General features: G+C 41.7%; 19 protein-coding genes and 1 pseudogene. All 20 read left to right on the plus strand.

The genetic code is table 11. From position 1 onward, the window contains the following. Window positions 1–34: 34 nt before the first annotated feature. The 20 genes and pseudogenes from ACTNA4_RS11620 to ACTNA4_RS11715 all read left to right on the plus strand — a co-directional run bounded on the left by ACTNA4_RS11620 (window position 35) and on the right by ACTNA4_RS11715 (window position 25,447). Window positions 35–2,356 carry a hypothetical protein gene (locus ACTNA4_RS11620; protein WP_441030178.1) on the plus strand — a complete coding sequence of 774 codons (2,322 nt, stop codon included), beginning with the start codon at window positions 35–37 and terminating at the stop codon, window positions 2,354–2,356. Window positions 2,357–2,386: 30 nt separating this feature from the next. Next, window positions 2,387–4,570, plus strand: a complete 2,184-nt coding sequence (locus ACTNA4_RS11625; RefSeq protein WP_441030180.1) for an NAD-dependent epimerase/dehydratase family protein — start codon at window positions 2,387–2,389, stop codon at window positions 4,568–4,570. After that, complete coding sequence (locus ACTNA4_RS11630) at window positions 4,567–5,493, plus strand: hypothetical protein (RefSeq protein WP_441030182.1); 927 nt, start codon at window positions 4,567–4,569, stop codon at window positions 5,491–5,493. The genes ACTNA4_RS11625 and ACTNA4_RS11630 overlap by 4 nt, the downstream gene beginning before the upstream one ends. Window positions 5,494–5,554: 61 nt before the next feature. Then, complete coding sequence (locus tag ACTNA4_RS11635; protein ID WP_441030184.1) at window positions 5,555–7,420, plus strand: DUF2194 domain-containing protein; 1,866 nt, start codon at window positions 5,555–5,557, stop codon at window positions 7,418–7,420. Between the two features lie 24 nt (window positions 7,421–7,444). Further along, on the plus strand, window positions 7,445–8,899 hold the full coding sequence (gene pelF, locus ACTNA4_RS11640) for a GT4 family glycosyltransferase PelF (protein ID WP_441030186.1): 1,455 nt from the start codon (window positions 7,445–7,447) through the stop codon (window positions 8,897–8,899). 92 nt (window positions 8,900–8,991) lie between these two features. Continuing rightward, window positions 8,992–10,500 (plus strand): exopolysaccharide Pel transporter PelG, encoded by a 1,509-nt coding sequence (gene pelG / locus ACTNA4_RS11645; protein WP_441030188.1) that lies wholly within the window; start codon window positions 8,992–8,994, stop codon window positions 10,498–10,500. Further along, window positions 10,500–11,705: a glycosyltransferase gene (locus ACTNA4_RS11650; protein ID WP_441030190.1), complete on the plus strand. Its 1,206-nt coding sequence runs from the start codon at window positions 10,500–10,502 to the stop codon at window positions 11,703–11,705. The genes pelG and ACTNA4_RS11650 overlap by 1 nt, the downstream gene beginning before the upstream one ends. Window positions 11,706–11,729: 24 nt before the next feature. Beyond that, the gene (locus tag ACTNA4_RS11655) at window positions 11,730–12,527 is read left to right on the plus strand and encodes a glycosyltransferase family 2 protein (protein WP_441030192.1); all 798 of its coding nucleotides are present in this window, start codon (window positions 11,730–11,732) and stop codon (window positions 12,525–12,527) included. Between the two features lie 11 nt (window positions 12,528–12,538). Beyond that, window positions 12,539–13,624: a glycosyltransferase family 4 protein gene (locus ACTNA4_RS11660; RefSeq protein WP_441030194.1), complete on the plus strand. Its 1,086-nt coding sequence runs from the start codon at window positions 12,539–12,541 to the stop codon at window positions 13,622–13,624. A 14-nt stretch (window positions 13,625–13,638) separates the two neighbouring features. Next, window positions 13,639–14,619 (plus strand): glycosyltransferase, encoded by a 981-nt coding sequence (locus tag ACTNA4_RS11665; protein WP_441030196.1) that lies wholly within the window; start codon window positions 13,639–13,641, stop codon window positions 14,617–14,619. 110 nt (window positions 14,620–14,729) lie between these two features. Beyond that, window positions 14,730–15,869, plus strand: a complete 1,140-nt coding sequence (locus ACTNA4_RS11670) for a glycosyltransferase family 4 protein (RefSeq protein ID WP_441030198.1) — start codon at window positions 14,730–14,732, stop codon at window positions 15,867–15,869. Beyond that, complete coding sequence (locus ACTNA4_RS11675) at window positions 15,859–16,551, plus strand: acyltransferase (protein ID WP_441030200.1); 693 nt, start codon at window positions 15,859–15,861, stop codon at window positions 16,549–16,551. Before ACTNA4_RS11670 ends, ACTNA4_RS11675 begins: the two co-directional genes overlap by 11 nt. Window positions 16,552–16,569: 18 nt before the next feature. Beyond that, the gene (locus ACTNA4_RS11680; RefSeq protein ID WP_441030202.1) at window positions 16,570–17,595 is read left to right on the plus strand and encodes a glycosyltransferase family 2 protein; all 1,026 of its coding nucleotides are present in this window, start codon (window positions 16,570–16,572) and stop codon (window positions 17,593–17,595) included. Between the two features lie 135 nt (window positions 17,596–17,730). Further along, entirely contained in the window at window positions 17,731–18,762 is a 1,032-nt protein-coding gene (locus ACTNA4_RS11685) for a glycosyltransferase family 2 protein (RefSeq protein WP_441030204.1), read from the plus strand. 633 nt (window positions 18,763–19,395) lie between these two features. Beyond that, entirely contained in the window at window positions 19,396–20,841 is a 1,446-nt protein-coding gene (locus ACTNA4_RS11690) for a lipopolysaccharide biosynthesis protein (protein ID WP_441030206.1), read from the plus strand. Window positions 20,842–20,997: 156 nt separating this feature from the next. After that, a complete protein-coding gene (locus ACTNA4_RS11695) occupies window positions 20,998–22,155 on the plus strand; it encodes a CDP-glycerol glycerophosphotransferase family protein (protein ID WP_441030208.1) in 1,158 nt (385 codons plus the stop codon). Window position 22,156: 1 nt separating this feature from the next. Then, window positions 22,157–23,188 (plus strand): acyltransferase family protein, encoded by a 1,032-nt coding sequence (locus ACTNA4_RS11700; RefSeq protein ID WP_441030210.1) that lies wholly within the window; start codon window positions 22,157–22,159, stop codon window positions 23,186–23,188. A gap of 61 nt (window positions 23,189–23,249) precedes the next feature. Further along, the gene (locus tag ACTNA4_RS11705) at window positions 23,250–23,963 is read left to right on the plus strand and encodes an IspD/TarI family cytidylyltransferase (protein ID WP_441030212.1); all 714 of its coding nucleotides are present in this window, start codon (window positions 23,250–23,252) and stop codon (window positions 23,961–23,963) included. After that, a complete protein-coding gene (locus ACTNA4_RS11710) occupies window positions 23,911–25,014 on the plus strand; it encodes an NAD-dependent epimerase/dehydratase family protein (protein WP_441030214.1) in 1,104 nt (367 codons plus the stop codon). The genes ACTNA4_RS11705 and ACTNA4_RS11710 overlap by 53 nt, the downstream gene beginning before the upstream one ends. A 40-nt stretch (window positions 25,015–25,054) precedes the next feature. Next, window positions 25,055–25,447, plus strand: a pseudogene (locus tag ACTNA4_RS11715) (glycosyltransferase family A protein). The last annotated feature ends 621 nt before the right edge of the window (window positions 25,448–26,068 follow it).

Raw genomic sequence — 26,068 nt, forward strand, 5'->3', positions numbered from 1 at the left:
AAGTTAAGATATACAGGAGAGGAGGAAGCTGCCGATGTCGATGGAGACATTAAATGTCATTCAGTTCACACAATTATTCGTCGGATATATTGGTTTTACGGTAGGACTTCCAGCTCTTGTTTTTTACCGCAAAGCCAGGAGATTCCCGGCGGCAGTGCGTTTCCTGATCTATTTCACCATCGGCAATTTCTATGTGATCAATCTGGTGCAGGTTCTGGAACTGCTCCATATTTCTTACCGGGCCACGCTTTTTTTGTTTACGTTTGTTCCGGCGTTTTTGCTGTTTGTGAAGCTTTATAATGTGCCGGTTATCTCTTATGTCAGGAAAGTACTGGATGAGTGCAGGCATTATATTCTGCGGGAGCTTGGCTTTAAGAGTTTTGTAAGGAATCGGTGGAATGAGCTCAAAGTGCCTTTGAGAGCGGCCGTTCGCAATCTATGGCGTCTGGTGAAGGAGAATATTCTGGACGTTCCCTTTCTTGTGATCTTCGGTTTGCTGGTGTGGAAAGTCTGCGGGCCGGGGATTCTGCATAACTGGGGATATGGAGCTTCGGACATTCCGGTACACAACTACTGGATCAATGGATTGATTGAAAATAATATTTACGTTGCAGGTATTTATCCGATGGGGATGCACTGCATGCTGTATTACCTGGCTACGATGCTGGGGATTCCGGTGTACGTAACGCTGCGTCTGTTCTGGCTGGTTCAGTATAGTATGATCGCAGTGATGATCCTTGTGTTTTTGAAAGGGCATTGTAAGACGAGATTTCTCCCGTATCTGGGAGTGATGCTGTTCGTCGGCTCGAGATATTTTGTGGGGATCGCTTATTCCCGATACGGGGCGACGCTCCCCCAGGAGTATGGAATGCTGTACATTCTTCCGCCTATCTTCTTCGTTATGGAATTCTTCAAGACGAGAAAAGAGGAGCTGGATGCGGGGATCAACTGCATCCGCTGTACATCCTCCTGGCATTTGCTTGGATTTGCCATGAGTTTCTCGATGACGCTGTCTTCACATTTTTATGACACGATCATCGCGGGAATCATCTGTATCGGCGTTGCGGTCGGTTATGGATACTGGTTCTGGAGAAAGGAGTATTTCTGGAGAATTATGCTGTCGGGAGTTCTCAGCTTTCTGATGGCGTTTCTGCCGATGGCGGTGGCATTTCTTACCGGGAAATCCTTACAGGGCTCGATGTACTGGGCGATGAATGTCATCGGACTTCGCGACTATACGGTTTTGATTTTCCGGATCATCTGTATCGGCGTGGTGCTGATCACGGTTGGCGGAATCGTGCTGATCGTACGGGGAATAAAAAGCGGAAAGATCTCGTTTGAAAATAAAGAAGTGCAGGAGTATTCCCTGTTTCTGAAATTGTTGTCCCAGGTGCGGAGCCTGCTCATTTTTGCGGCTGTATTGTGGGTTGGATGGAGATACAGAGAAACCATTTTGTGGGGATGCAAGAATAATGCATTTTCTCTGGAAAATATGAATTATGTGCTGTATGGAATCGGTATTGCACTCGTGATCGGGGTGATTCAGAGATATCTGATCGAGCCGATGCGGGGATCCGGTATCTTTGCGATGGTGTCAGCGGAAATATTTCTGGGACTTCTGCTTGTCAGTGGCGCGCTTGGCTGGCCGATGCTGATGGAGCCGTATCGGGCATGTATTTATTTTGCCTATCTGATACCGGTTCTTATCATCATGACACTGGATGGCGCAGTCAATATTCTCCTGCTGGCGCGGCTTGTGAAGCTGCAGCAGGCAGCCGGTTTTGTGATCGCATCTATGGTGATCGTAGTTAGTACGAAGTATGACTGGATCCGGGGATCTTTTGGCGGAGGGGGGCTGGAAATGAATGAGGCAATCCTCTGCACGACCAATATTTTGAAAGACAACGAAGGACAGAACGATACGTGGACCATCGTGTCTGCCAATGATGAACTTCGTATGATAGAAGAATACGGACGACACACAGAAACCATCGAATTTCTGGAGGATATGGAGTACTGGAATCGTACGAAGGAAGTGACGATCCCGACTGAAAAGGTCTATTTCTATATTGAGAAGAAGCCGCTTAACTATGCGAATGGTTATGGCGGAGAGATTCCGGAGGTATCGGAGGAACAGGCAGAGCAGGCACTCCCGGATAACAGCGGACTGGCTGCCTACAATGGACCGCGGCGTTCCATCACCATGTCCAGAATGTATTACTGGGCGCAGAGATTTATGGAATTATATCCGAACGAGATGAAGGTCTATTTTGAAAATGATAATTTTGTCTGCTACTACATCGAGCAGAATGTTTATCGCTTATATAATTTTGCAATTAATTACGGCTATAACTAAAGAGAATGGAAACATAAAATGGAGTAAGATATGGATATCATGCTTGTAGGCGGCATATCGCCTATGATGAGAAAACTTTCATTAAAATTATATAAAGAAGGACACAAGATCTACGTGCTATCGGGAAACAGGAATCCGGCCGAACGTTATGAATATGCGTTTGAACGGTATGATTTCCCTTATGACAGTGCTTCCGTGGAAGAGGTATTCCGGAGTGTGAATCCGGATGTGACGATCCTTCTTGGGGCGTTTGACGGAAATCTGCCGGGGGACGATCTGAGGCGGGAAGCGATTCAGTACGCAGCGGGACTGCAGAACATCCTGCTTTCCTGGGCGGTACTGGAGAAGGGACGGCTGATTTTCTTATCGTCCGTGGAGGTATACGGCAATTCGTATTTGATTCCGGTGAAAGAAAGTGTTGAGCCGGAGCCCAGAGGAATCCGTTCGCTGATGCTTTTTCAGGCAGAGGAGAGCTGTGATTTTTACCGGAAACAGCTTAAAAGGGATGTCATCATCCTGCGTCTTGACAGACTGTATGATGTTCCGCAAGACCGGAGAGAGGCTGCCTGGGGAATATGCGAGAGAAAATGTCTGGATGCGGTCCAAAGCGGCACGATTTCTTATCGGAGAAATCATAAGTACGGTCTTACCTATATGGGAGATGCGGTGAAGAGCATTTATAAATTGATCGCCTGTGAAGAGCACAAGTATGGACTTTACCATATTGCTTCCGGCAAGGCATTTTCCGAGCAGAAGATCGCAGATACGATCGAAGAACATCTGGGAAGAGAGCTGGAGAAGATCGACAATACGCTGGATGACAAGAAAAATGTCATTCTGGCAAATGATCGGATCAAGGAAGAATTCGGATTCAAGATCTGTTGCGAGCCGGAGGAGACCATCGAGAAGACACTTTCATATATGAAAAAACACAGCGGGAAATTTCTGGACCGCTCCAGTCCCGGATGGGATATCTGGCACAGGATTTATTTTAAAACAAGGGATTTTCTGGGCGCGCTGGTGCCATATATCGAAAACATGATATTTTTTATCCCGTTTTTCATGCTGAATAACCGTGCGACCGGAAGCCAGTATTTTTCGAAAATTGACTTTTATCTGATCTACGTTCTCGTGTTTGCAGTTGTGCACGGGCAGAGGCAGGCCACGTTCTCGGCACTTCTTGCCACAGCGGGATATGTCTTCCGGAAGATGTACAACAAGTCGGGAATTGCCGTGGTGACTGATTACAATACATACGTGTGGATCGCGGAGATCTTCATTGTCGGTCTGATCGTGGGCTATATGAAAGACCAGCTGAATTTCATCAAGGAAGAGAACGAGCAGGAAGTGGATTTCCTGTCGGAGCGGGTGACCGATATTGCGGATATCAATGACAGTAACCTTCGTGTGAAGGAAGGGCTGATTACACAGGTCGTGAATTACGATTGCAGTTTGGGCACGGTCTACGACCTGGTTGAGCAGCTGGATAAAGATAATCCGTTGAAGATCCTGTTCCATGCGATCACCCTGATCCGAAATGTAATGGACTGCCAGGACGTTTCTCTTTACCGGATCCATACGGAGCATTACGCGAGACTGTTCGGATATACTTCGGAAAAAGCGGCATCCATGGGCCATACCGTACATCTTCCGGATAAAGGACCGCTTTATGAAGCATTTTCCAGAGAGGAAGTATACCTGAACCGGACAATGGATCCGCAGTATCCGATGATGGCATATTGCATATACGAAGAAGATAACATGGATATGATGATCCTGCTGTGGAGCATTCCCTTTGAGCGGATGACGATCGATGAATCGAACCGTCTGACGGTCATCAGTAAGCTGATTCAAAAAGCAGTTAAAAGGTCGACTACCTATCTGGATCTTCTTAGAAATGAGCGATATCAGGATGAGAGCCCGGCACTTCGGCCGGAAGTATTTGAGGAGCTGATCTCGACGTACCATGAAGCCGGAATGCAGAATCTGACGGAGTACATTTTAATGCAGGTGGTAGTGGCCGAAGACGGTATGGAACAAGCGGGAGTGACCATTTCAAATATGCTTCGTGTAACCGATTATATCGGATACCGGAACGATGGAAAGCTCTATATCCTGCTTACCAGTATAGACCGGAAAGACTGTGGATTTGTCCAGGGGAACCTGGAGCAGAAGGGAATCCGCACCGTGATCAGCGAGGAGATGGGATTATGACGCGCAGTGGAATCATATTTCTTATCGTAATTATTCTGAATACACTGATTGCGGCAGGGTACCTGATCTGGTATCTGATCTTCAAAAAGGATACCGATAACCGCAAACAATACGTGATGCATACCGTAATTATGCTGATCTGTCCGATTGTAGGAATCTTATATTTCCTGACGGCCTTTTTGAAGTACCATTTTATCAAATTCGGCGAAAGGGATCTTACGGACGTCGAATTCAGTAAGAAGAGACATACTCCGCGAATCAAAGCTGATGAAGAGCGTGAAAGAAATATCGTTTCGATGGAAGAATCGATTCTGGTATCGGATCGGGAGAAGAAACGTAAGAACATGCTGAACGTACTTCTGGGAGAGACCGAAGAATCGCTTTCGGCGATCGCACTTGCTCTGGACAGTGATGATTCCGAAGTGGCGCATTACTCTGCATCCTTTTTGCAGAACAAGATGGATCAGTTCCGTGAAAATGTCAGAAGGGCGCAGAAAAAGATTGAAGAAAGCGACATCCGGGATGAAGAGTGCCAGGAACGGATTATGGATCTGATTCAGTATATGGATCAGATGCTGAGACAGAAAGTATTTACAAATGTGGAGCAGGTCGATTATGTAAATCAGATGGAGGAACTCTGCGAAAAAATGTATTTGTATTCTCCGGACAGACTGATCGCCGAAAGCTACGAATGGATCATGAAAAGAAATATGGAACTGGAAAAATACGACGTTGCAGATGTATGGGGAAAACGCTTCGCAGAGCAGTATCCGGATCATCTGGCATCGTACACAATGCGAATGAAGCTCTATTTTGAGACGAACCAGAAGGATCAATTCTTTGAAGTGATGGATCAGTTGAGGGAGTCCACGGTCGTCGTGGATAATAAGACGCTGGAACTGATCCGAATGATCCAGAGATAAAGCCTCGCAGCGAGGCGTAAATGGGAAAAGAATGGAGCATATAGGAAGGAGGAAAAGAGCGATGCTTTCAAAACGTAATTTTGCGACGATGATGATAATGATCAGCGTCATACTTGTGCTCTTTCTCTCTTCTGTCGTACTAAAAGAATATTTGAATGATTACGATGTCAATCATTCGGCGGAGACGGAAGTCATCGACAGAATCAGGCAGGATTCTGATGCAGAAGGAACGCCGGATGGAACGCCCGAGAACGGTTCATCAGAACGTCCGATCTTTTATGTCGGTTCCGAGGATAACGGGTATTACCAGGCGATGAAAGAATGGGCCGGATATCGGAAGAAATCCTTTCGGGCTTTCGACACGCTGTATGCGGCAAGCATAGATGCGTCGGGGGTGGAGAGCCAGCAGGTCTACCTGCTTATGGATGGGGAGCTTCTTGAGCATGAAACAGAAGATGCAGTCAAGAGGCTGACACGGTATGCAGAGCAGGGCACTGTGATCATCTTCTACCGCCTGCCCTCTTACCAGACGATTGAAAAAAGCAGAGAATTACAGGACCTTCTCGGGATACAGCATCTCCGTGCGGAATCGGTGAAACTGCAGGAGATCCGTCTCTTCGGCGGTTTCCTCCTGGGCGGTGAGACCCACTATTCGTTCATCAAAGGAGAAGAGAAAGAACTGGTCGATATGGAACGGGAAATACCATGGTATGATATTTCGTCCAGAACCAAGTCTTATATGGTCGGCTTTCTTTCCGAAGAGGAGAAGAACTCCATGAGTCTGGAAAATGAAGATATGCCGGCAATCATCTGGAGAACCGGCACGGGAAACAGCTTCGTTTTCGCGGTCAACGGCGATTATATGAAAGGGGAGAATGCCCTGGGAATGCTGGATGCCATGATCTATGAGTCCGAAGAGTATGCACTTTATTCGGTGGTAAATGCACAGAATCTCTCGGTGGCAGGTTTCCCGGATCTGACTGTGGAAAATGAAAAGAAGATGGCGGAAGTCTACGGTATGACAACGCAGCAGTTCTGCCGGGACATTCTCTGGCCCTCCCTTGTTGCGGGTGCTCAGAAAGGGAACTGGAAGATCACCTCTTTCGTTTCGGTCAAACAAAAGGATCAATCAAAGAAAGAGCCGAATCAGGATGACCTGATCGATTATCTGAAATATTTTAATGAAACATCAGCGGAAGCCGGAGTATCTCTGGGACGAATCGAGAGTGACGATCTCGCCTCCTCGGTAAAGGATGAGAGCGACACCTTAAAAAGCTGGAACATGGATTATATATTCGCAGCCGGATTCGTTCGGAAGGAGAATCAGGACTGGCTTACGGAATTGACAGCTGAAGACGGAAAGATGAAATACTTCCGGGACATCCGAACAGTCGTAGGCGCGTATGAAGAAGACGGACAGATCCTGTCGTGGCTGACGGATCAGATCACCCTTCAGAATACAACAACCGATTCCTATAAGCATAGTCACCGGGATAATCTACGGCTGAAAAGTCTGGAGACAGCGCTTGGCTACAGCAACATTCAGGTGGATATGTATCGGATCTTATGGCCCGAGAGCCGTAAAGATGAATGGCAAAGCGTCGCAGAGAAGATGGCCGCGAACATTGATACCTACTGGAAACCGTATGCCAAATTCGATAAGACGACGATCAGCGAGAGTGATAACAGAGTCCGCAATTTCTTAAATGGAAGCGTGAAAAGTACCAGAAAAGGAGACCAGATTCTGATAGAAACCAGGAATTTTTCCGGTGATGCGTATCTTCTGTTAAGAACACATGGAGAAACGCCGGAGAAGATGACCGGAGGAAGCTGGAAACAGATCGAAGAAGGTGCATATCTTCTTAAGATAACCTCAGAAAATGCTTCCGTTACTTTGAAATCTGACATAGAAACTTACTACAAATAATCGAATCATAGAAGAGGTACAGCAATGCGAATCTGTATTATAGCAGAAGGGTGCTACCCCTATGTGGTGGGCGGGGTGTCCGGCTGGGTCCATAGTATGATCCAGACCTTTCCGAAACAGGAGTTTATCCTGCTTACGATCATAGCAAACCGGGAGCTGAGCGGGAAATTTGCCTATGAACTGCCGGAGAATGTAACCGAAGTCCATGAACTATATCTGGAAGATGTAGACTGGGGAAGTGTCAACAAGAGACATAAGACCAGACTGAATCAGAAGGAATACCATGCAATTAGAAGCCTGCTTCTGAACCAGGAAGTGGAGTGGGAGGAGATATTTGATTTCTTTCGGAATCATAACATTTCGATCAATCAGTTCCTGATGGGAGAGGACTTCTATCATGCGGTGCTGGACTGCTATAACCTGCAGTACCCGGATATCGTGTTCTCGGATTTCCTGTGGACGATGCGGTCGATGTATCTGCCGCTCTTCCTGGCACTGTCGATGGAAATTCCGCAGGCAGATGTATATCATGCAGTCTCGACCGGCTATGCAGGAATTCTGGGGAGCATGGGAAAACATTTTTACAATGCACAGTTCATCCTGTCCGAGCATGGAATATACACCAGAGAAAGAGAAGAAGAACTCATCAAGGCAGAGTGGGTACAGCGTCTTTATAAGAAAATCTGGATTCAGCAGTTCAAGAAGATGTCTCAAGTTGCATATAACAGGGCGGATGTCGTGACCAGCCTCTATCAGCATGCAAAAGAGCTTCAGATCGAGCTGGGCTGTCCGGAGGAAAAGACGAAGATCACCCCTAACGGGATTGATTGTAAACGGTTTGAGAACCTTCCGAAAACTCCAAAAGACAAAAAGGACTATGTCCACATCGGAGCCATCCTTCGCGTGGCACCGATCAAGGATGTGAAGACGTTGATCCAGGCATTCGCTTACGCCAGGAAAAGGTATCCGAAACTGAAATTATGGATCATGGGTCCTTACGATGAGGAGCCGGAGTACGCGGCAGAATGCTTTCAGATGGTGGAGATGATGGGAATTCCGGATGTGGAATTCACAGGCAGAATCCAGGTCACCGATTATCTGGGCTGGATGGATATGACCATCCTGACCAGCATCAGCGAAGGGCAGCCGCTCACAATTCTGGAAAGCTTTGCGGCGCACGTGCCGGTGATAGCGACCGATGTAGGAAACTGCAGAGGACTGCTGCATGGAGAAGACGATGAATTCGGCGATGCCGGAATCCTCACCCATATCATGAACATCGAGGAAATCGCAAATGCCATGGTGCATCTGGCAGAGAATCCGCAGATACGAAGAGAGATGGCAGGGGCCGGTTATCAGCGCCTGATAAGAAAATATAAGATCGAAGATATGAAAAAAACGTATGAAGCCATTTACCGGGAAGCGGCACAGAGGCAGAATCTGGAGTGGGAAGAACAGACGGAAGAAAATAGACAGTGACAGGATGAACCGGGTGACAGAAAAATGCATGGCATAGACACGCATGGCAGAGATACGCATGGCCAGGGCACGCATGCAGAAAGGAGAAGCGTATGGCAGGAATCGGTGTAAAACTGAACCGCATTTATCGTAAGAATACGATTACCACCAACATAATAGGGTTCTTCTACAGCACGGTTGTAACGATCGCACCGGTACTTGTTGTGATCATCAACCTGATGCTGATGCAGAAGGTACTGAAGTTTAATACAGTCCGTTATATAGACCGGGAAATCTTTTCCTGTACGATTCTGTATATTTTTATCTTCTCCCTCCTTACGACATCACCATTTAACGCGGTGTTATCCCGCTATATGTCGGATGTGATCTTCGAGGAACGATTTGAAGATGTACAGCCATGCCACAGAGTCGGGCTTATGACCAATATCTGTTTCAGCTGCCTGTTCGCGATTCCATTTTGCTTCTGGGAGCACCTGGTCGGAGGTGTGCCGATCTATTACGTGTTTACAGGCTACTGCTGCTTTGTCAGTCTGGTCATCGTATTCTACAACATGCTATATCTGTCCATCTGTAAAGAGTATAGATTGATTTCCTTTTATTTTTTTATGGGAATGGCAACCGCATTTTTACTGTCACTCTTCCTGCGTTATGTATGCAAAGTCAGCATCACGTACAGTATGCTTCTGGCGCTGACGGTGGGATTCTTCTTCACAGCAGTACTGGAATGGGCGAAGATCCATCAGTTCTTTCCGGATAACAGTGAGGAATACAGGAGAGTATTTGAATACTTCCGGAAATACTGGCAATTGATCCTGATTAATTTTCTCTATACCCTGGGACTTTTTATTCATAATTTCGTGTTCTGGGGAACGGATATGGCCATGCATCTGGTCCGCACCTTCGTGTGCAACCAGCCCTATGATATGGCAACCTGTCTTGCGATGTTCACTAACGTATCGGCAAGTGTCATCTTCATCTCCCGCGTGGAAATGTATTTCCATGAACGCTATCGTGCGTATGCAGATGCCGTATTTGGAGGAAGGGGCATTGATATCCGCAATACGAGAAAGCGGATGTTCCGTCAGCTTGGAAGCGAACTGATGACATTGGTGCGCCTGCAGTTTATTGTGTCCGTATTCATTTACCTGATCTTTGTAATTTTCCTGCCGGGTATGGGCTATGCCGGTCTGGTCATGCGAATCTACCCGATGGTGGCAGCCGGATACTTTGTCCTGTTCCTGATGTACTCGGAGATTATCTTCCTGTATTATTTTGAAGATTTAAACGGGGCACTTTTTACCGCGGTCTGCTTTTGCCTGGGTACTTTTCTCGCCAGCCTGGCTGCAGTGAATCTAAGCCATATTTTCTACGGAACCGGGATCTGGATCGGTTCGGTGATTGGATTTACGGTCGCCTATCTGCGGCTCAGGTGGCTGGAACGCAATCTGGATGAGCACATGTTCTGCAGAGGAAATATTATGAAACAGGCTAAAGGAATCAAACCTTCTCCGAAAGTATTTGATCTCAGGGAGCAGAAAAAATCGGAGGCAAGCCTGGAAATCGAGGAGCATGCTACAAAAGAGGAGGAAGCGAAGAACTGATGAAAAATATACTATTTGTCATCAATACACTGGGGTATGGCGGTGCCGAACGGGCGATGCTGGATCTGTTCGACGCGTTGGATCCGGAAAAATATGAGCTCTCTTTATTTGTCCTCACCGGACAGGGAGAATTAATCCACGAACTGCCCCGTCATGTGCGGCTTCTGAATCAGAATTACAAGGATGTATCCGTACTTACAGAAGAAGGAAGAAACCTTCTGATGAAAAGCGTGCTGAAAGCCGGAATCGGAAAAGGCCTGTTCCTCAGGCGGGCACCGTATCTTATGAAAAACCTTCGCATGATGCGAAGAACCGGGAAAATCCTGCCGGACAAGCTGTGCTGGCGACTGCTTGCGGACGGGGCCCCGAGGATCCGGAAAGAATACGATCTTGCAGTCGCCTATCTGGAGGGCGGAGCAACCTATTATGTCGCGGACCATGTAAAAGCAAAGAAAAAAGCCGCATTCGTCCATATCGATTACGGCAAAGCCGGATACACAAGAGAGCTGGATCTGGACTGCTACAGTAGATTCGATCAGATCTTCACCGTATCGGATGAAGTGAAGGAGCATTATCTGGAAGTCTATCCGGAATATGAAAAGAAAGTGGGGGTCTTTCATAACCTGGTCAATCAGGACAGAATCCGCAGGATGGCAGACCAGGGAAAAGGCTTTGAAGACGATTTCAAGGGCATACGGATCCTGACGATCGGAAGGCTGACTGCCCAGAAACGGTACGATATCGCCATTCAGACACTCGCACAGCTGAAAAAGATCTGCGATGTGCCGGTGAGGTGGTATGTACTGGGAGAAGGAGAACTCCGCCAAAGTCTGGAGCAGCAGATCGAGGACGCGGGCCTTCGCGGGGAATTCATCCTCCTGGGAATAAAGGCAAATCCATTCCCCTACTGTAAGAACTGTGATCTCTATGTACACGCTACCGGATATGAAGGAAAGAGCATCGCCATACAGGAGGCGCAGACACTTGGAAAACCAATCCTTGCAACAGACTGCAGCGGCAACAGAGAGCAGATCCAGGACGGGATAGACGGACGCCTGTGCGATCTCACACCGGAAACATTGAGCGAAACCCTGCTCTGGATGATCCGGCATCCGGAAGAATGTAGAAAATACGGAGAAGAAGCAAAGAAAAAAGTACTGTATCATACGAAAGGACTGGAACAATTTCTGGCCATGGTCGATTAAGAACCTACATAAGAGGAAAAAACGTTGAAAATACTAATTATCATACCAGCATACAATGAAGCACAAACTTTAGAAAAAGTGATCGAACACCTGAAAGAGATCTGCCCACAATACGACTACGTCATTGTAAATGACGGCTCAATCGATAACACGGAAGAACTGTGCAGAAAAAACGGCTATCACGTGATCCATCATCCCGTCAATCACGGACTGACCAGAGCCATACAGACCGGAATGAATTATGCACTGGAACACGATTACGATGCGGCCTTGCAGTTCGACGCAGACGGTCAGCATTTACCGGAATATATAGGAGACATGGTAACCTGCATGGAAAATACAAACTGTGATATCGTGATCGCCTCCAGATTCTATAAAACCAGAATGCCGGTTCGTATGAGAACGCTAGGAGGGAAAATGATCACGGCTGCCATACGCATGACAACAGGAAAGCATATATCCGATCCGACCAGCGGAATGCGCCTTTATAACAGAACCATGATTCGCCGCTTCGCCCAGGATGAAGAGTACACACCGGAGCCCGATACAATCGCATATCTGATCCGCATGGGAGCCGATGTGCGGGAAGTCAAAGCGAAAATGGAGGACAGAAAAGCAGGACAAAGCTATCTGACCCCGATCAACGCGACGAAATATATGTTGAAAGTGCTTTCGGCGATTCTCATTTCCCAATGGTTCCGGAAGGAAAATAAAATTACGAAGGACAGCGAGAAAATTGAGAACATAGGGAATATAGAGAATATGGAAAATGTAGGGAATATTGAGATAGTAAAACAATGTGAGATTAACAGAACTGCGTAGGGAGGCAATCAGTGAGTAAGAAAATCTGCTTTTTTTCAGGAGATATTACAAGAAGCGGCGGAACAGAGCGGGTGGCCGTACAGCTTGCCAATGCGCTGCAGGCAGACGAGGCATATGATATCTGCATCATCAGCCTGACCGAACAACAGAAAGAACCATTCTATCCCCTGCATCCGGGCATTCGCAGGTATAAGCTGGGTGAGAAATGGATCAATCCGGGGCCGGGATATCTTCCACTCATAGGGAAACTGCGGAAATTCCTGAAGGACAAGCAGATTGATATTATCATTGACATTGATATTGTGCTGGATGTGCTCGCGATACCAGCGGCCGGGGGGCTGAAGACGAAGGTGGTGTCGTGGGAGCATTTTAACTGTGAATTTGAACAGCAGATTCTTTATCGAAAATTGATTTCGAAATTAACGGTTCATTTTGCAGATTATATTGTGGTACTCACCGAAGAAGACAAAGAAAATTACAAGAGAATTCTTGGAAGAAAAGATCGAATCAGTGCAGTCTATAATATGGTAACTCCCATGAAATACGATGAAGAGGTGCAACGCGAAAACTGGATTGTGACGGTAGGTAGGCTGACCTATCAAAAAGGAATCGATTATCTGGCGAAAATAGCAGTTTCTGTGTTAAAAGAGCATCGGGATTGGAAATGGTTGATCCTGGGAGATGGTGAAGAAAGAAATATTTTAGAGCAGGCTATTTTGGAAAATGGACTGGAAGAAAAGTTGATATTAAAAGGAACGGTAGATAACGTAGAATGGTATCTTAATAGAGCGAAACTCTTTGTTTTAACATCCAGATATGAGGGATTTGGAATGTGCCTTGTAGAGGCGTTACAAATGCATGTGCCTTGTGTTAGTTTTGATGTAAAAATCGGGCCTTCGGAGATTATTACAGATCATAAGAATGGGATTTTAATTTATCCGTTTGAATGGGAGTATATGATTCGTGTAATTAATCATCTGATAGACAATCCGGATATGTTAGAAGAGTTGGCGGCGAATACGATGATAGGGTTCGAAAGATATCAGGATGACTTTATTATTGAAAAATGGAAAAATGTTCTAAATGAATTGGTATAGCAGAGGATAAAAGCATGGCAGAAGTTAGTATTATTGTGCCTGTGTATCAGGTGGAAAACTATATCAGACAATGTGTGGACAGTATATTAGCGCAGACATTTACAGATTTTGAATTGATTTTGGTGGATGATGGATCGACGGATCGATCGGGGGAGATTTGTGATGGGTATGCCGGGATGGATGAGCGGGTAGTGGTAATCCATAAAGAAAATGGGGGACTTTCTGATGCGCGAAATAGAGGAATGGACCAAATGACCGGTAACTATTTCATGTTTGTTGATAGTGATGACTATATCGCGCCTACGATGGTGGAATGTATGTACAAAAGTATGATAGATAAGGATGCAGATATTGTAGCTTGTAATTTCCTTTATTATTTCGAAAATGACAGAGAAAAAGATTTTCCCACCAATGCAAAATTCGAGATCCTGTCTGGAACAGAAGTATTCTATATCAAAAAAAATGAACGTAATTATGGAATTTGGACAGTTGCGTGGAACAAACTATATAAAAGAGAAACTTTCGGAAAGGAAAGGTTTCGATTTGGAAAATATCATGAGGATGAGTTTTGGGCAAACGATATTTATCAGATGAATATTAAGGTTCTGACGATTCCAGAGTGTCTGTATTATTATAGGCAACGCAACAGTGGAATCATGGGAAAGAAACGTATTGCGAGAGATTTTGATATTATGGAGGCGTTTCAAGAGAGAATTTTTATATATTTAAAAGAACAGAATTATGCAGAGCAGGCATATAAGGTATTGATATATTCTTTGGAATATTTGGAAGAGAGTAAAAGACTGATAGCGAATAGTAATGAGAAAAAAAGTTTTATCCAGGCAGAAAAACGAACGAAGGATATCGTTAAAGAATTGAAGAAGAAGGAACTGTCTAAAATTCAAAAGATTTCACTTGTGCTTATTGGGATAAATCCATGTTTTACGTTTGCTGTGGGGATGAAATTCCGGGGAGCGTTGGAAAGGTTTTTATAGATTAAAGCGGGGAAGAACGAACTGAAAGGGATATTACAATGTATAACATAGGAATCATAATGGGCGGTGTTATGCCGGTTCCGGCGGTATGCGGTGGAGCAATCGAAACATTGATTACAAGTATTGTAAAAAAGTACTCAAAGGAAGATGGATTTCGTTTGACGATTTTTTCTGTTTATCATAAAGAGGCGGTAGAAGCAGCAAAAAAATATCCGGATGTGAGGTTTGTGTGGACTCATACTAATACTTTTTGGAATTTGGCGAAGCATGCCGTGTTTTTGGCAGTCAGAGAATTGACAGGTAAAACAATTAGAGTGCTACAAAGACATTATAATGAAATCGCTCCGGTGATTCAGAATGAAAAATTTGATTTATTGATTGTAGAAGGCGGAGATGAGAAGGCGGTTATTGATATAGCAAAAGGGTATACGAGAGAACAACTTGTATTCCATGCGCATATTCATTTTATTCCGAAAGAAGAAGTCGTTAAAGGGTATGGACATATGATTGGGGTAAGTGAGTTTGTTGTCAGGGAATATGAAAAAGCATGCAAGATTCCGGTAGATACACATGTTTTAAGGAATGCGATTGATTTAGACAAGTTTAATAAAACAATTTCGGAAGAAGAAAGAAAAAAACTGAGAAAAAAATTGGGATTGCAGGAAGATGACTTTGTTGTTTTGTATGTGGGACGATTGATACAGGTAAAAGGTATATTGGAATTGATGAAGGCTGTTCTTTCAATTGATGATAAACATGTAAAGTTACTCTGTATTGGAAGCGCAAATTTTGGGAAATGGGCATTTTCATCTTATGAAAGAAAAGTGAAGAAATTGGCTAAGGATAATAGCGAGCGTATTATATTTACAGGGTATATAGATAATGGTGAATTATATAAGTATAGTTTGTTAGCGGACGTGCAGTGTGTGCCTTCACTTTGGGAAGAGGCAGCAGGATTGGTTGTTGTTGAGGCTATGGCTGAAGGGATTCCGACAATAGTGACAAATTCTGGTGGAATGACAGAATATATAAACCAGAATAGTACTTTGATTATTGAAAGAGGAAATATTGAAGATAATTTGAGAAGGGCAATTCTGTATCTAAAAGAGTATCCTGAAATAAGAAGAAAAATATCAGAGGATGCTAAGATACAAAGTAAAAGATATAATGAAGCAATTTACTACAAGAATTTCATTGATTTAATCAATAAAATTATGTTTGAAAATATGGAGAACAAAAATGGAAATTAAAGATGTGTTTTCGTTAAAGATAAGAGATATCTTTTCTTTGATTATAAGTTTACCAATTACTATTTATGTGAATTTTCGTTGTCTTCCGTTTAAGACAGCTTTAAAACTGCCATTATTTATTGGATATAGAACGCATATTGATAAATTGAGTAGAAATATTAAGTTTGGTTGTGAACCGACGACATTCATGGTTCGGATTGGATGGGGAGGTACCGAAGGAAGAGAACAGGGGAAAAAGAATTATTTGCTATTAAATGAAAATTCATCCATTCAATTCAATGGTAGATGTACTATGTCTTCTGGAATATCTTTGATTTTGGATTTGGGATTGCTAGAAATAGGAGATGATTTTTTCTGTAATAAAAATTGTACTATTTCATGCAATGACAGAATTATCATTGGAGATCATGCTTTGTTTGGTTGGAACGTGGAAATACTGGATTCAGATAATCATAAGGTAAGACATAAAAACAAAGAAAAAGTTTGTAATCACGGAGAAATCAAAATAGGTGCTCATGTATGGGTGGCTTCCTTTTCGCATATTTTGAAGAACAGTTGCATACCGGATGGAAGTATTGTTGCATATCATAGCCTTGTGACAAAGCAGTTTGAAGGAGAGAAACTATTGCTTGGAGGATGTCCGGCAAAAGTGATTGAAGAAGAGATTGAGTGGGAACGGTAATTGGAGGAAAGTATCAAGATGAATGAGAATCAACCATTGGTAAGTATCATTATGCCTGTATATAATTGTGAACGGTTTTTATCAGAATCAATTGAAAGTGTGATTTCTCAAAGTTATAAAAATTGGGAACTGCTGATAGTTGATGATGGTTCTAAGGATAAAAGTGTTTCGATTATAGAATCGTATGTTGCAAAAGATAGCAGAATTCGATTCTATAAAAATGAATCAGGGGAGCATGGACCGGGTAGCGCGCGAAACTATGGAATGGAACAAATACAGGGAAAGTATACATATTTCATTGATTCAGATGACTGGATTGAGAAAGATTTGTTGCAGGACACAGTTACTTTAGCAGAACAAAAGGGGGCTGATATTGTTCCGTTTGGATATATTATTGAGGATAATGGAAAAAAGATAAAAAAACCTTTGAAGCCATGTGGAAATTTTGAATATCAGGATTTTAAGAATATTGCAAATGAGATTGTACGCGGGACATGGGCGTCATGCAAGGAGTTAATCAGAACTGAGTTGTTGCTGAATGTACGGCAAAATAAATACAAAACTGGCGAAGACATTTGTTTTCAAATGGATTTATTATGTAATGTCAGAAAAGTATGTGGAATAGATAAGGAATATTATCATTATAGGATTGTGAAAGATTCTATTACACATTCGGATAAATGGGACGATATGTTTATGGAATCATATATTGCGATATGGGATAAGGAAAGAAAATTTCTTGAATATTGTGGATTAGATGACAGTTCTCAAATAGTGAAAAATACAGCAATAGAAAGATATACATGGTGTTTATATTGCTTATGTGAAAAGAGATGTCCATTGTCATTAACAAAAAAGTATAGACAGATAAAATATATTGCTAATATGATGGACATTAATAATTTTAAAAATAAATTTAAATGTACTAGTTATTCAGGTATTAGGAAAATTGTGAAATTGCTTGTAAAGTATAATTTGGAGATGATGTTGATTTTAGTGGGGACTTTATATTTCAAAATATGTGGTATGATTTACACTAATTAACAAACTATTTCACACAGGATAAATTTTCACTTTGCAAGTTGGAGTAACGAGTCAGTAGTATATAATTTATCAAAATGGAAAGAGGAAGAAACGGAGAATACAGAACAGGTAGTAAATATTAAAGCGGAGGATAATATGTCAAAAGTATCGATTATAATGCCAGTCTATAATGCGGAAAAGTATTTATGTGAGGCAATCGAGTCTGTTCTGAAACAGACATACACAGATTTTGAATTACTTCTCATTAATGACATGTCTACGGATGACAGTAAACAGATTTGTATAGAATACGCTAAAACGGATTGCAGAATTATTCTGTTAGAAAATGATTCGGAGAGTCATGGGCCTGGACCGACCAGGAATATTGGACTGGACCATGCAACAGGAGAATATATCTATTTTATGGATGCAGATGATTGGATTGATGATTGTCTTTTACAATGTGCAATCCATCGTATGAAGGAAACAGAGGCAGATATTGTAGAGTTTGGTGTAGCATATGAATTGAGTAACGGACAGAATACCGGCAAGTACTGTTGGAATGGAAAGCGTATACTGTTAAAAAATGAAATAAAAGAGGATTTTATTCATTTTTGGAAAGAAAGTCCACAAAATCTGTGGAACTGTTTATTCCGGAGAGAGACAGTAAAAAACATAAAATTTGAAAGTATTTTTAATGGGGAAGATGTCTGCTATTTAATGGATGCCCTATCTATGGCTGAAAAAATAGCGTACATAGAAGATGTGTTTTATCATTATCGTTATTTGGATGGTTCTACATGTCATCGGTGGGTGGAGAGTACGATAGAGTATCTTGGTATGCAGTGGAATCATCAATGTAGATTTATTGGATCTCTTCTGGAGAATATGGATCCATTACCCTATGCAGGGATAGCATATGGTAATTATATGTGGGCAATTTATCAGTTGAGTTCAAGCTTCTGTCCGCTTTCCTTTAGGGAGAAAAGAAAGAAATTATTAAAGCTGAAAGAAATCATGGAATTCGATAGATACCGTAGCATCTACCCCTTTGAACTGGAGCATGGACTTATACGTGTGAAATTTATGCTCGTAAAATATCGCCTCGAAGGGCTGATATTGTTGCTTGGACCTCTATATTACAGAGTGGTTAAGAGGATGAAGGATGTTGCACATGGGAAAGAGTGAAAAAGATGGTATTGTCACGCTATATCATGATAACACAACTTTGGCGGTTTACTGCAGGAATATGCGCTGCCTTTGGTATTAGAAAGATATGTGGGAATTTCGGAAGAGCAGATTGATTATGTCTTTAAATTCTAAGAACAACTAAAAACAAAAAATAGGATATCGATAAAAAATATAATATATTATCTTGGATATGTGTTCTTTACAAGACTATAAAAAGAGGCAAGTATTTGAGCAATTTATGAAAAATATTTCGCATAGTGAACAGAGATACGAATATGTTTCCATATCTGAAGTGCTAATTATATATACAATATTTGTTTGCGGTGGTGATCAGATTTGGAATGACAGTTAGCAGATAGAACGGTATCGAAACGAGGACTCAACTATATTTACATTGTAATTTGTACCAGAAAGCATAAATAATTCTTATGCACCAAGTATGATATTTTTAAGATTAACGGATGAGAATAAAAATATTTGGTAAGAGATAAATAGGTTTGACGCGGTTTCTTTATGATACGGCAAAGGCTTAAAGAGTATTTGCATTTTGTGAGAGTAAAAACATAGCGATTAGATTGGCTATTTGTAATAAATATTAAATAAAATATATAAATACGCGGGGATTTTTTTGTGGAAAATGAATTAAAGAAAAAAACGGTATCCTCTCTGCTATGGAGGTTTTTGGAGCGCTGTGGAGCGCAGGGAGTGACATTTTTAGTAACGATTGTGCTGGCAAGACTATTAGCACCGGAGGTATATGGACTCATGGCTCTGGTAACAGTTTTTACAGCCATACTGCAGGTATTTGTGGACAGCGGGATGGGGAATGCCTTGATTCAGAAAAAGGATGCCGACGATTTAGATTTTTCCTCGGTATTCTTCTTTAATCTGGTCATGTGCATTGTCCTGTACCTGCTACTGTTTTCCTGCGCACCGTTCATCGCCACTTTTTATCACAACCCAGAACTCACATCGGTGATCAGAGTGTTGGGAATTACACTGCTGATTGCCGGAATTAAGAATGTCCAACAGGCTTATGTCAGCAGGACATTACAGTTTAAGCGATTTTTCTTTGCGACGCTAGGCGGAACAATCGGCGCAGCAGTGATTGGAATTTCCATGGCATACATGGGATTTGGAATATGGGCGTTGGTGGCGCAGAGCCTCTTTAATGCAATAATCGACACTATGGTTCTCTGGCTCACTGTAAGGTGGAGACCCAAACTGCAGTTCTCTTTTACTAGACTGAAGGGGCTTCTGAGATATGGAGGGAAGTTGTTGGCCTCCGCATTGCTTCACACGTTTTATACAAATCTTCGAACGCTGATTATCGGAAAGCTCTATACGTCCGCGGATTTGGCATATTATGAAAAGGGACAGTCCTTTCCATCATTGATTGTATCAAATATCAATGCCTCCATCGACAGCGTATTGCTTCCCACTATGGCCGGAGTGCAGGATAGTCAGGAAACCGTCAAGGCAATCACTAGACGAGCGATTGTGACCAGTAGCTATCTGATGTGGCCCATGATGGTTGGACTGGCAGTTGTGGCCAAGCCGCTGGTTGTGCTGCTACTCACGGAAAAGTGGTTACTGGCAGTGCCATTCTTGCAGATTACCTGTTTTACGCAGGGGCTGGAGCCCCTGCAGACAGCAAACCTTAACGCAATCAAGGCGGTTGGCAGAAGCGACATCTTTCTCAAACTGGAAATCGTAAAAAAGACCATTTCCATTATGATTCTGCTACTGGCCATGCGTTTTGGGATAGTGGCGATCGCGGTAAGCGGTCTTATTTATTCCGTGATCGCCACTATGTTTAACTCAGCTCCGAACAGGAAGCTACTAGGCTACTCCTATTTTGAGCAGGTTAAAGATATTTTCCCGTGTTTCGCGCTTGCGCTACTGATGGGGGCGGTTATTTACCCCATTGCTCTAATCCCTATGCCTACGATTCTGACGTTGTTGATGCAGGTGGTGGTGGGCGCAGTCATTTATGTGGGAATGTCCGCGATTTTAAAGCTAGAACCGTTTTTTTATGTTATAAATATATTCAGACAATTTAAAAGAAAGGAATGATCGAAGATGAACTGGCAAGCAATCGAAAAGAGTATGCCAAAAGGGCTTCGCCGTTTCTACCGCGCTTGTATGGATAATATTTGGACAGCGAGAGGACAATATCTGACTGAGAGAAACCGAATCGTGAGAACACGCTACAATGAGAAGATGCGGATCGTGTTCATTGTCCAGAGAACGGAAGTATTCAATTCGGTACGTACTGTTTTTGAGGCGGCAGTTGCTAATGACGAATGCGAGGTATATTTGCTTCCTATCCCTAGATGCGCAAATGAATACAAAGAGCTTCTTTGGGATACCTATGCATCGGTAGTTGAATTCTGTCAGCAGCTATGTGGTGGAAAAGTGATAGATACTTATGATTTTGAGACAGAGACATATTATGATCTGACTGAACTTATGCCGGATTATATATTCCTGAATGTGCCGTATACAATTCAGTACCCTGATGTGTATTCGTTAGAAAAATTGGCATTAATTGCCAAAGTATGCTACGTGCCGTATGGATATGCAATGCCAAATGAGAATAAATACCCAAATTTGTATGCTGGTCCGTTTTATGTGGGTCTCACGAAGTACATATCGTTCCTTTTCGCTGATGGGGATGTTTCCTATTCATATTGCAAAAAAAACAGAATGTGGTTGAGTGAGCTTTTATTTGGAAAGCGTCTTTATAATATTGGATATCCGAGGTTTGATACCATAAATGCTCACGAGGCTCGGAAAATGGAAAACACGATTCTATGGTTACCAAGGTGGACTGCCGCAAAGCAAATAGGTGATGGGAATCTAGCATCCCACTTTTTCAATTATAGTGATAGCCTTCTCGAGTATATTAATGGTCAGGATTACTATCGTCTGGTTATTCGTCCCCATCCATTGATGTTTGAAAACTATATCGAATATGGTTTAATGTCAGAGAAAGATGTCTTAACGTATAAAGAAAATATTGAAAAAAATGAGAAAATTTCGTTGGATGAAAAGTTCTCTTACGATGATGCCTTAAACACGGCGGATGTTCTGGTTGCAGACTATTCATCAACGCTTATAGAATTTTTCCTCATGGGGAAACCAGTGATTTATTGCGGGAAAAAGGAGGAATTATCAACTCAGATTGCTTATGTGACAAAAACATTCTACTATGCCAATGGATGGGATCAGTTGAAAAAGATTTTGGACAATCTTAAAGATGGTATAGACCCGTTAAAGGAGAAACGCCGGATGGCGGTTAAGAAATTTAGAGAAGGCACGAAAAATGCGGGCGAAGAGATTTTGAATGTTTTAATAAAGAACTATGTGAACTCCAAGGAAAAATAATATGGATTTAATTTTATTATGTGTAGTAATTTTGACTTTTATCGAGGTAAAGCTTGACTTTTCTGGGGGATATCTGAATACCTATCTGAAGCGGGAGCAGGCAACGGCGGTCAACGGTGTTTTTGTGATGCTGGTGTTTCTACGGCATTTTAAAGAATATATTGTATGCGAAGCTTATGACAGAATATTTTGGACTGTTGATGGATATTTAGAACAGCTTATTGTCACAACCTTCCTTTTTTATTCTGGATATGGAATAATGGTGTCGCTGAAAACGAAAAATGATTACTTGCAGAAATTCCCCAAGCGAATTTTCAGGGTGTGGATCCAATTTGCGATTGCGGTGTGTCTATTTCTGTTTCTTAATCTATTGATGGGAAAGGTGTACAGCACATCAACGATTCTTCTTTCCTTTACGGCATGGCAGTCTGTGGGAAACAGCAATTGGTATATTCTAGCTATACTGGTGCTATATGCTTTTTCCTATTTTGGAGGGATTATATCTAGGCAGGACAGTATGACAACAATGCTCTTTGTGACTGCGGGCTGTTGTGTTTACGTCGTTATGTTGATTCTGTGTGGAAAGGGAAGTTGGTACTACAATACGATTTTCTGTTATCCACTGGGTATGCTTTTTGGAAATTATGAACAGAAAATCAAAACGTTGATGGAAAAGATGGGTAGATATTTAATGATAGTTGTGGCCTGTGTTGTTGCGTTTATGGCATCGTATCTGTGTGCCCTAAAGTGTCATGGCATGATTTGGCTTGCGATGGTTGAATTGCGGGGAATCTTTTTTGTACTGCTTGTTGTTTTTGCGACGAGCAGAATCAAAATTGGAAACCCTGTGTTGAACTGGCTTGGGAAACATACTTTTGAAATATATATATTACAGCGACTCCCGATGATTGCGCTGAGTGGTATAGATATGAATCAATATGTATATTTTCTTATATGCGCCGTTGTTACTGGTTTGGCTGCCTTTTTGTATCAAAAGTTAATGGGAGCACTACTATTGAAATGTAATCTATAAAAGCTTTCATATTGACTATTCATGAAATTAATGTCTTTGTAAATAACAGGGAGGGAAAATAATGTCTACAATAGCAATTCTTACTGCAGCTGGTAAAGGAATTAGGACGCACCAGGATATTCCAAAACAATTTTTACATGTAGAAAACAAGCCTATTATCATTTATACATTGGAGGCATTTCAGAATCATCCTAGTATCGATGAGATTTGTGTGGTCATTCTTGAGGGATGGGAACAAATTTTATTGGCTTACGCAAAGCAGTATAATATTACAAAACTAAAATATGTTGTAAATGGAGGTGCTACTGGACAGGAGTCTATCTACAATGGTATTAAAGCTGTCAAAAAAGATCATTTAAATGATGATATTGTAATGATACATGATGGAAACCGACCAATGGTAAGCTCAGAAATCATTACAGACAGTTTAGTTAAACAAAAACAACATGGATCAGCTGTAGCCGTGATTCCGTGTACGGAAGTTGTATTTGTTTCAAAAGGCGGAAATAGTTCTTGCAAATCTATTAGGAGAGAAGAACTATGGAGAACTCAGACGCCACATACATATTTATTAGGCGATATTTATAATGCATATCAGGAAGCAAAGACGAAAGGGATTACAAATATGGCTGCCACATGTTCTTTGATGGAAGCTTTGGGAAAAAAATCGTATTTTTCAAAAGGTTCTGAGAAAAATTTGAAAATCACTACAGTAGATGACCTTGAGATTTTTAAGGCTTTACTGGCTGCTAAAAAGGAGGATTGGGTTAAATAAGAATATGGGACTACTAAATAGTACGCTTTACAGAAACGATATAAAGAAAGCGTTAGAAAAGTATGATTTTAGTTCATTCGATGGAAAAAGTGTTCTTGTTACTGGTGCGACTGGACTAATTTGTTCTTCTTTGATAGACGTTCTTTTGATTTTGCAAGAAATAACAGGAATAAAAATAAATATTTTGGGCGCTGGGAGAAACCAAAATAAAATTGAAAAAAGGTTTGACGAAAGAATTATACCTATTGTATACGATGCAATACTTCCACTCCAAATAGCAGAAGATGTAGATTTTATAATACATGGAGCCGGAAGTGCCAGTCCAGAACTTTACACAAATAAACCTGTTGAAACAATGCTTTCCAATATTAACGGTGTGAACAATCTTTTAAATTACTGCGTTGGAAAGAAAACTCGTATGGTTTATATTTCTTCGAGTGAAGTGTATGGTCAAAAAGATAAGGAAGATCCATTCGTAGAAACAAATTATGGCTATATTGATCTTGATAATATAAGAAATTCCTATTCTGAATCAAAACGCGCATCTGAAATGTTATGCAAATCATATGCAACAGAATATGGTATTGATGTTTCCATAGTGAGACCGGGTCATGTTTATGGACCAACGGCATCAACAAAAGATAAAAGAATATCCTCCGATTTTGCATATAAGGCAGCAAGAGGAGAAAACTTGGAGATGCTTAGCACTGGTTTGCAAAAAAGATCCTATTGCTATTGCATAGATGCAGCAATGGCAATTTTAGTTTGCCTTATAAACGGGGTGTCAGGTGAAGCATACAATATCGGCACAGAAGATGTTACTAGTATTAGAGAGATGGCACAGATACTTGCAAAAGCAGGTGGTGTCGAATTAAAAATTAGGGAACCATCCAGAGAAGAAAAGGGCGTATTTAATCCGATGAATAATTCTTCATTGAATATGAAGAAAATAACAGAAATTGGTTATATAGAAACATTTACTGCAAAAGAGGGGCTAGAGCACACTGTATTGATACTAAAAGAAAGCGGTTTGGTAGATGATTGTATGTAATGTAGTTGTCAGTGAAAGATAAAAGTTTTGATGGTAGTGAATGACTATCACAGGAAAGAATCAGAGTTATAAAAATTGGGAATTATTGATTGTGAATGAAGGATCTACAAATCAGTCATCTAAAATTGCTAATGATTATGCAAAAAGGATTCTTGGATAAAAGTAATTCATAGAAATAGCGAGGGGTTCTATGGCAAGAAATTATGTGTTGGATAAGTGTAATAGTTATTATAGTACTTGTATTGATAGTGATGTATATCACTTGAAACATTTGAAGAAAATGATGCAACTATTTGTACAGAATCCAGACTGTGCTATTGTCTTTTCGAGACAGAAAGAATTTCAAGGTGAATTGGGAGTAGGTGATACAAGGGAAACTGGGAACGTCAAAACAAATTGTGGAGATATATTACAAAAGACCATTTCTGATTAACGAAAATATTTTGTGTGGAATTCAATGATTAAATCAGAAATAGCAAAAAAAGAGAGATTTGCACCCATACGTTTTGCTGAGGAGTTTTGTTATATTCGTGACTGTGCTTTTTATTGTAAGAAAGTGGCGGTCATGGATGAGGTACTATATTTTTATAGAAGAGATAATGAGAATGCAATGACGAGTCATTTTTTTCAGAAAAATACATTCTGGATTATATGAAGTTGGTTGAAAATATTTACGATTTTTGTAAAGAACATAAGTTAGAGGATGAATTTTATAAGAAGATGGTTGCACATGAGTATGCGCAAAATAGTATGAGAATCAGGAAAAGTGGTTCTTATTCAAAATTTGTTGCGTGTATGAATGATAAGAAATTCAGAGAAGGAATGAAATTTGCAGATGCGTCACAATGTACGTTATTTGAAAGATTATTGTTTTGTATGGTAAAGTACAAAATATATCTTCCGTTTGTTTTTTGGATTTGGTAACTAAGACTTCCCATACCCAAAATGGGATTTGTACCTTGAAAATTCAATATTTCAGCTAATAAAATAGCGATTTATGCCACTGCAACCTGTGTATGAAGCGCATCGCGCAGATATTCTGGAAGTCTGCTCT

Source organism: Bariatricus sp. HCP28S3_A7, assembly GCF_052066375.1.
GTDB lineage: Bacteria > Bacillota > Clostridia > Lachnospirales > Lachnospiraceae > Allocoprococcus.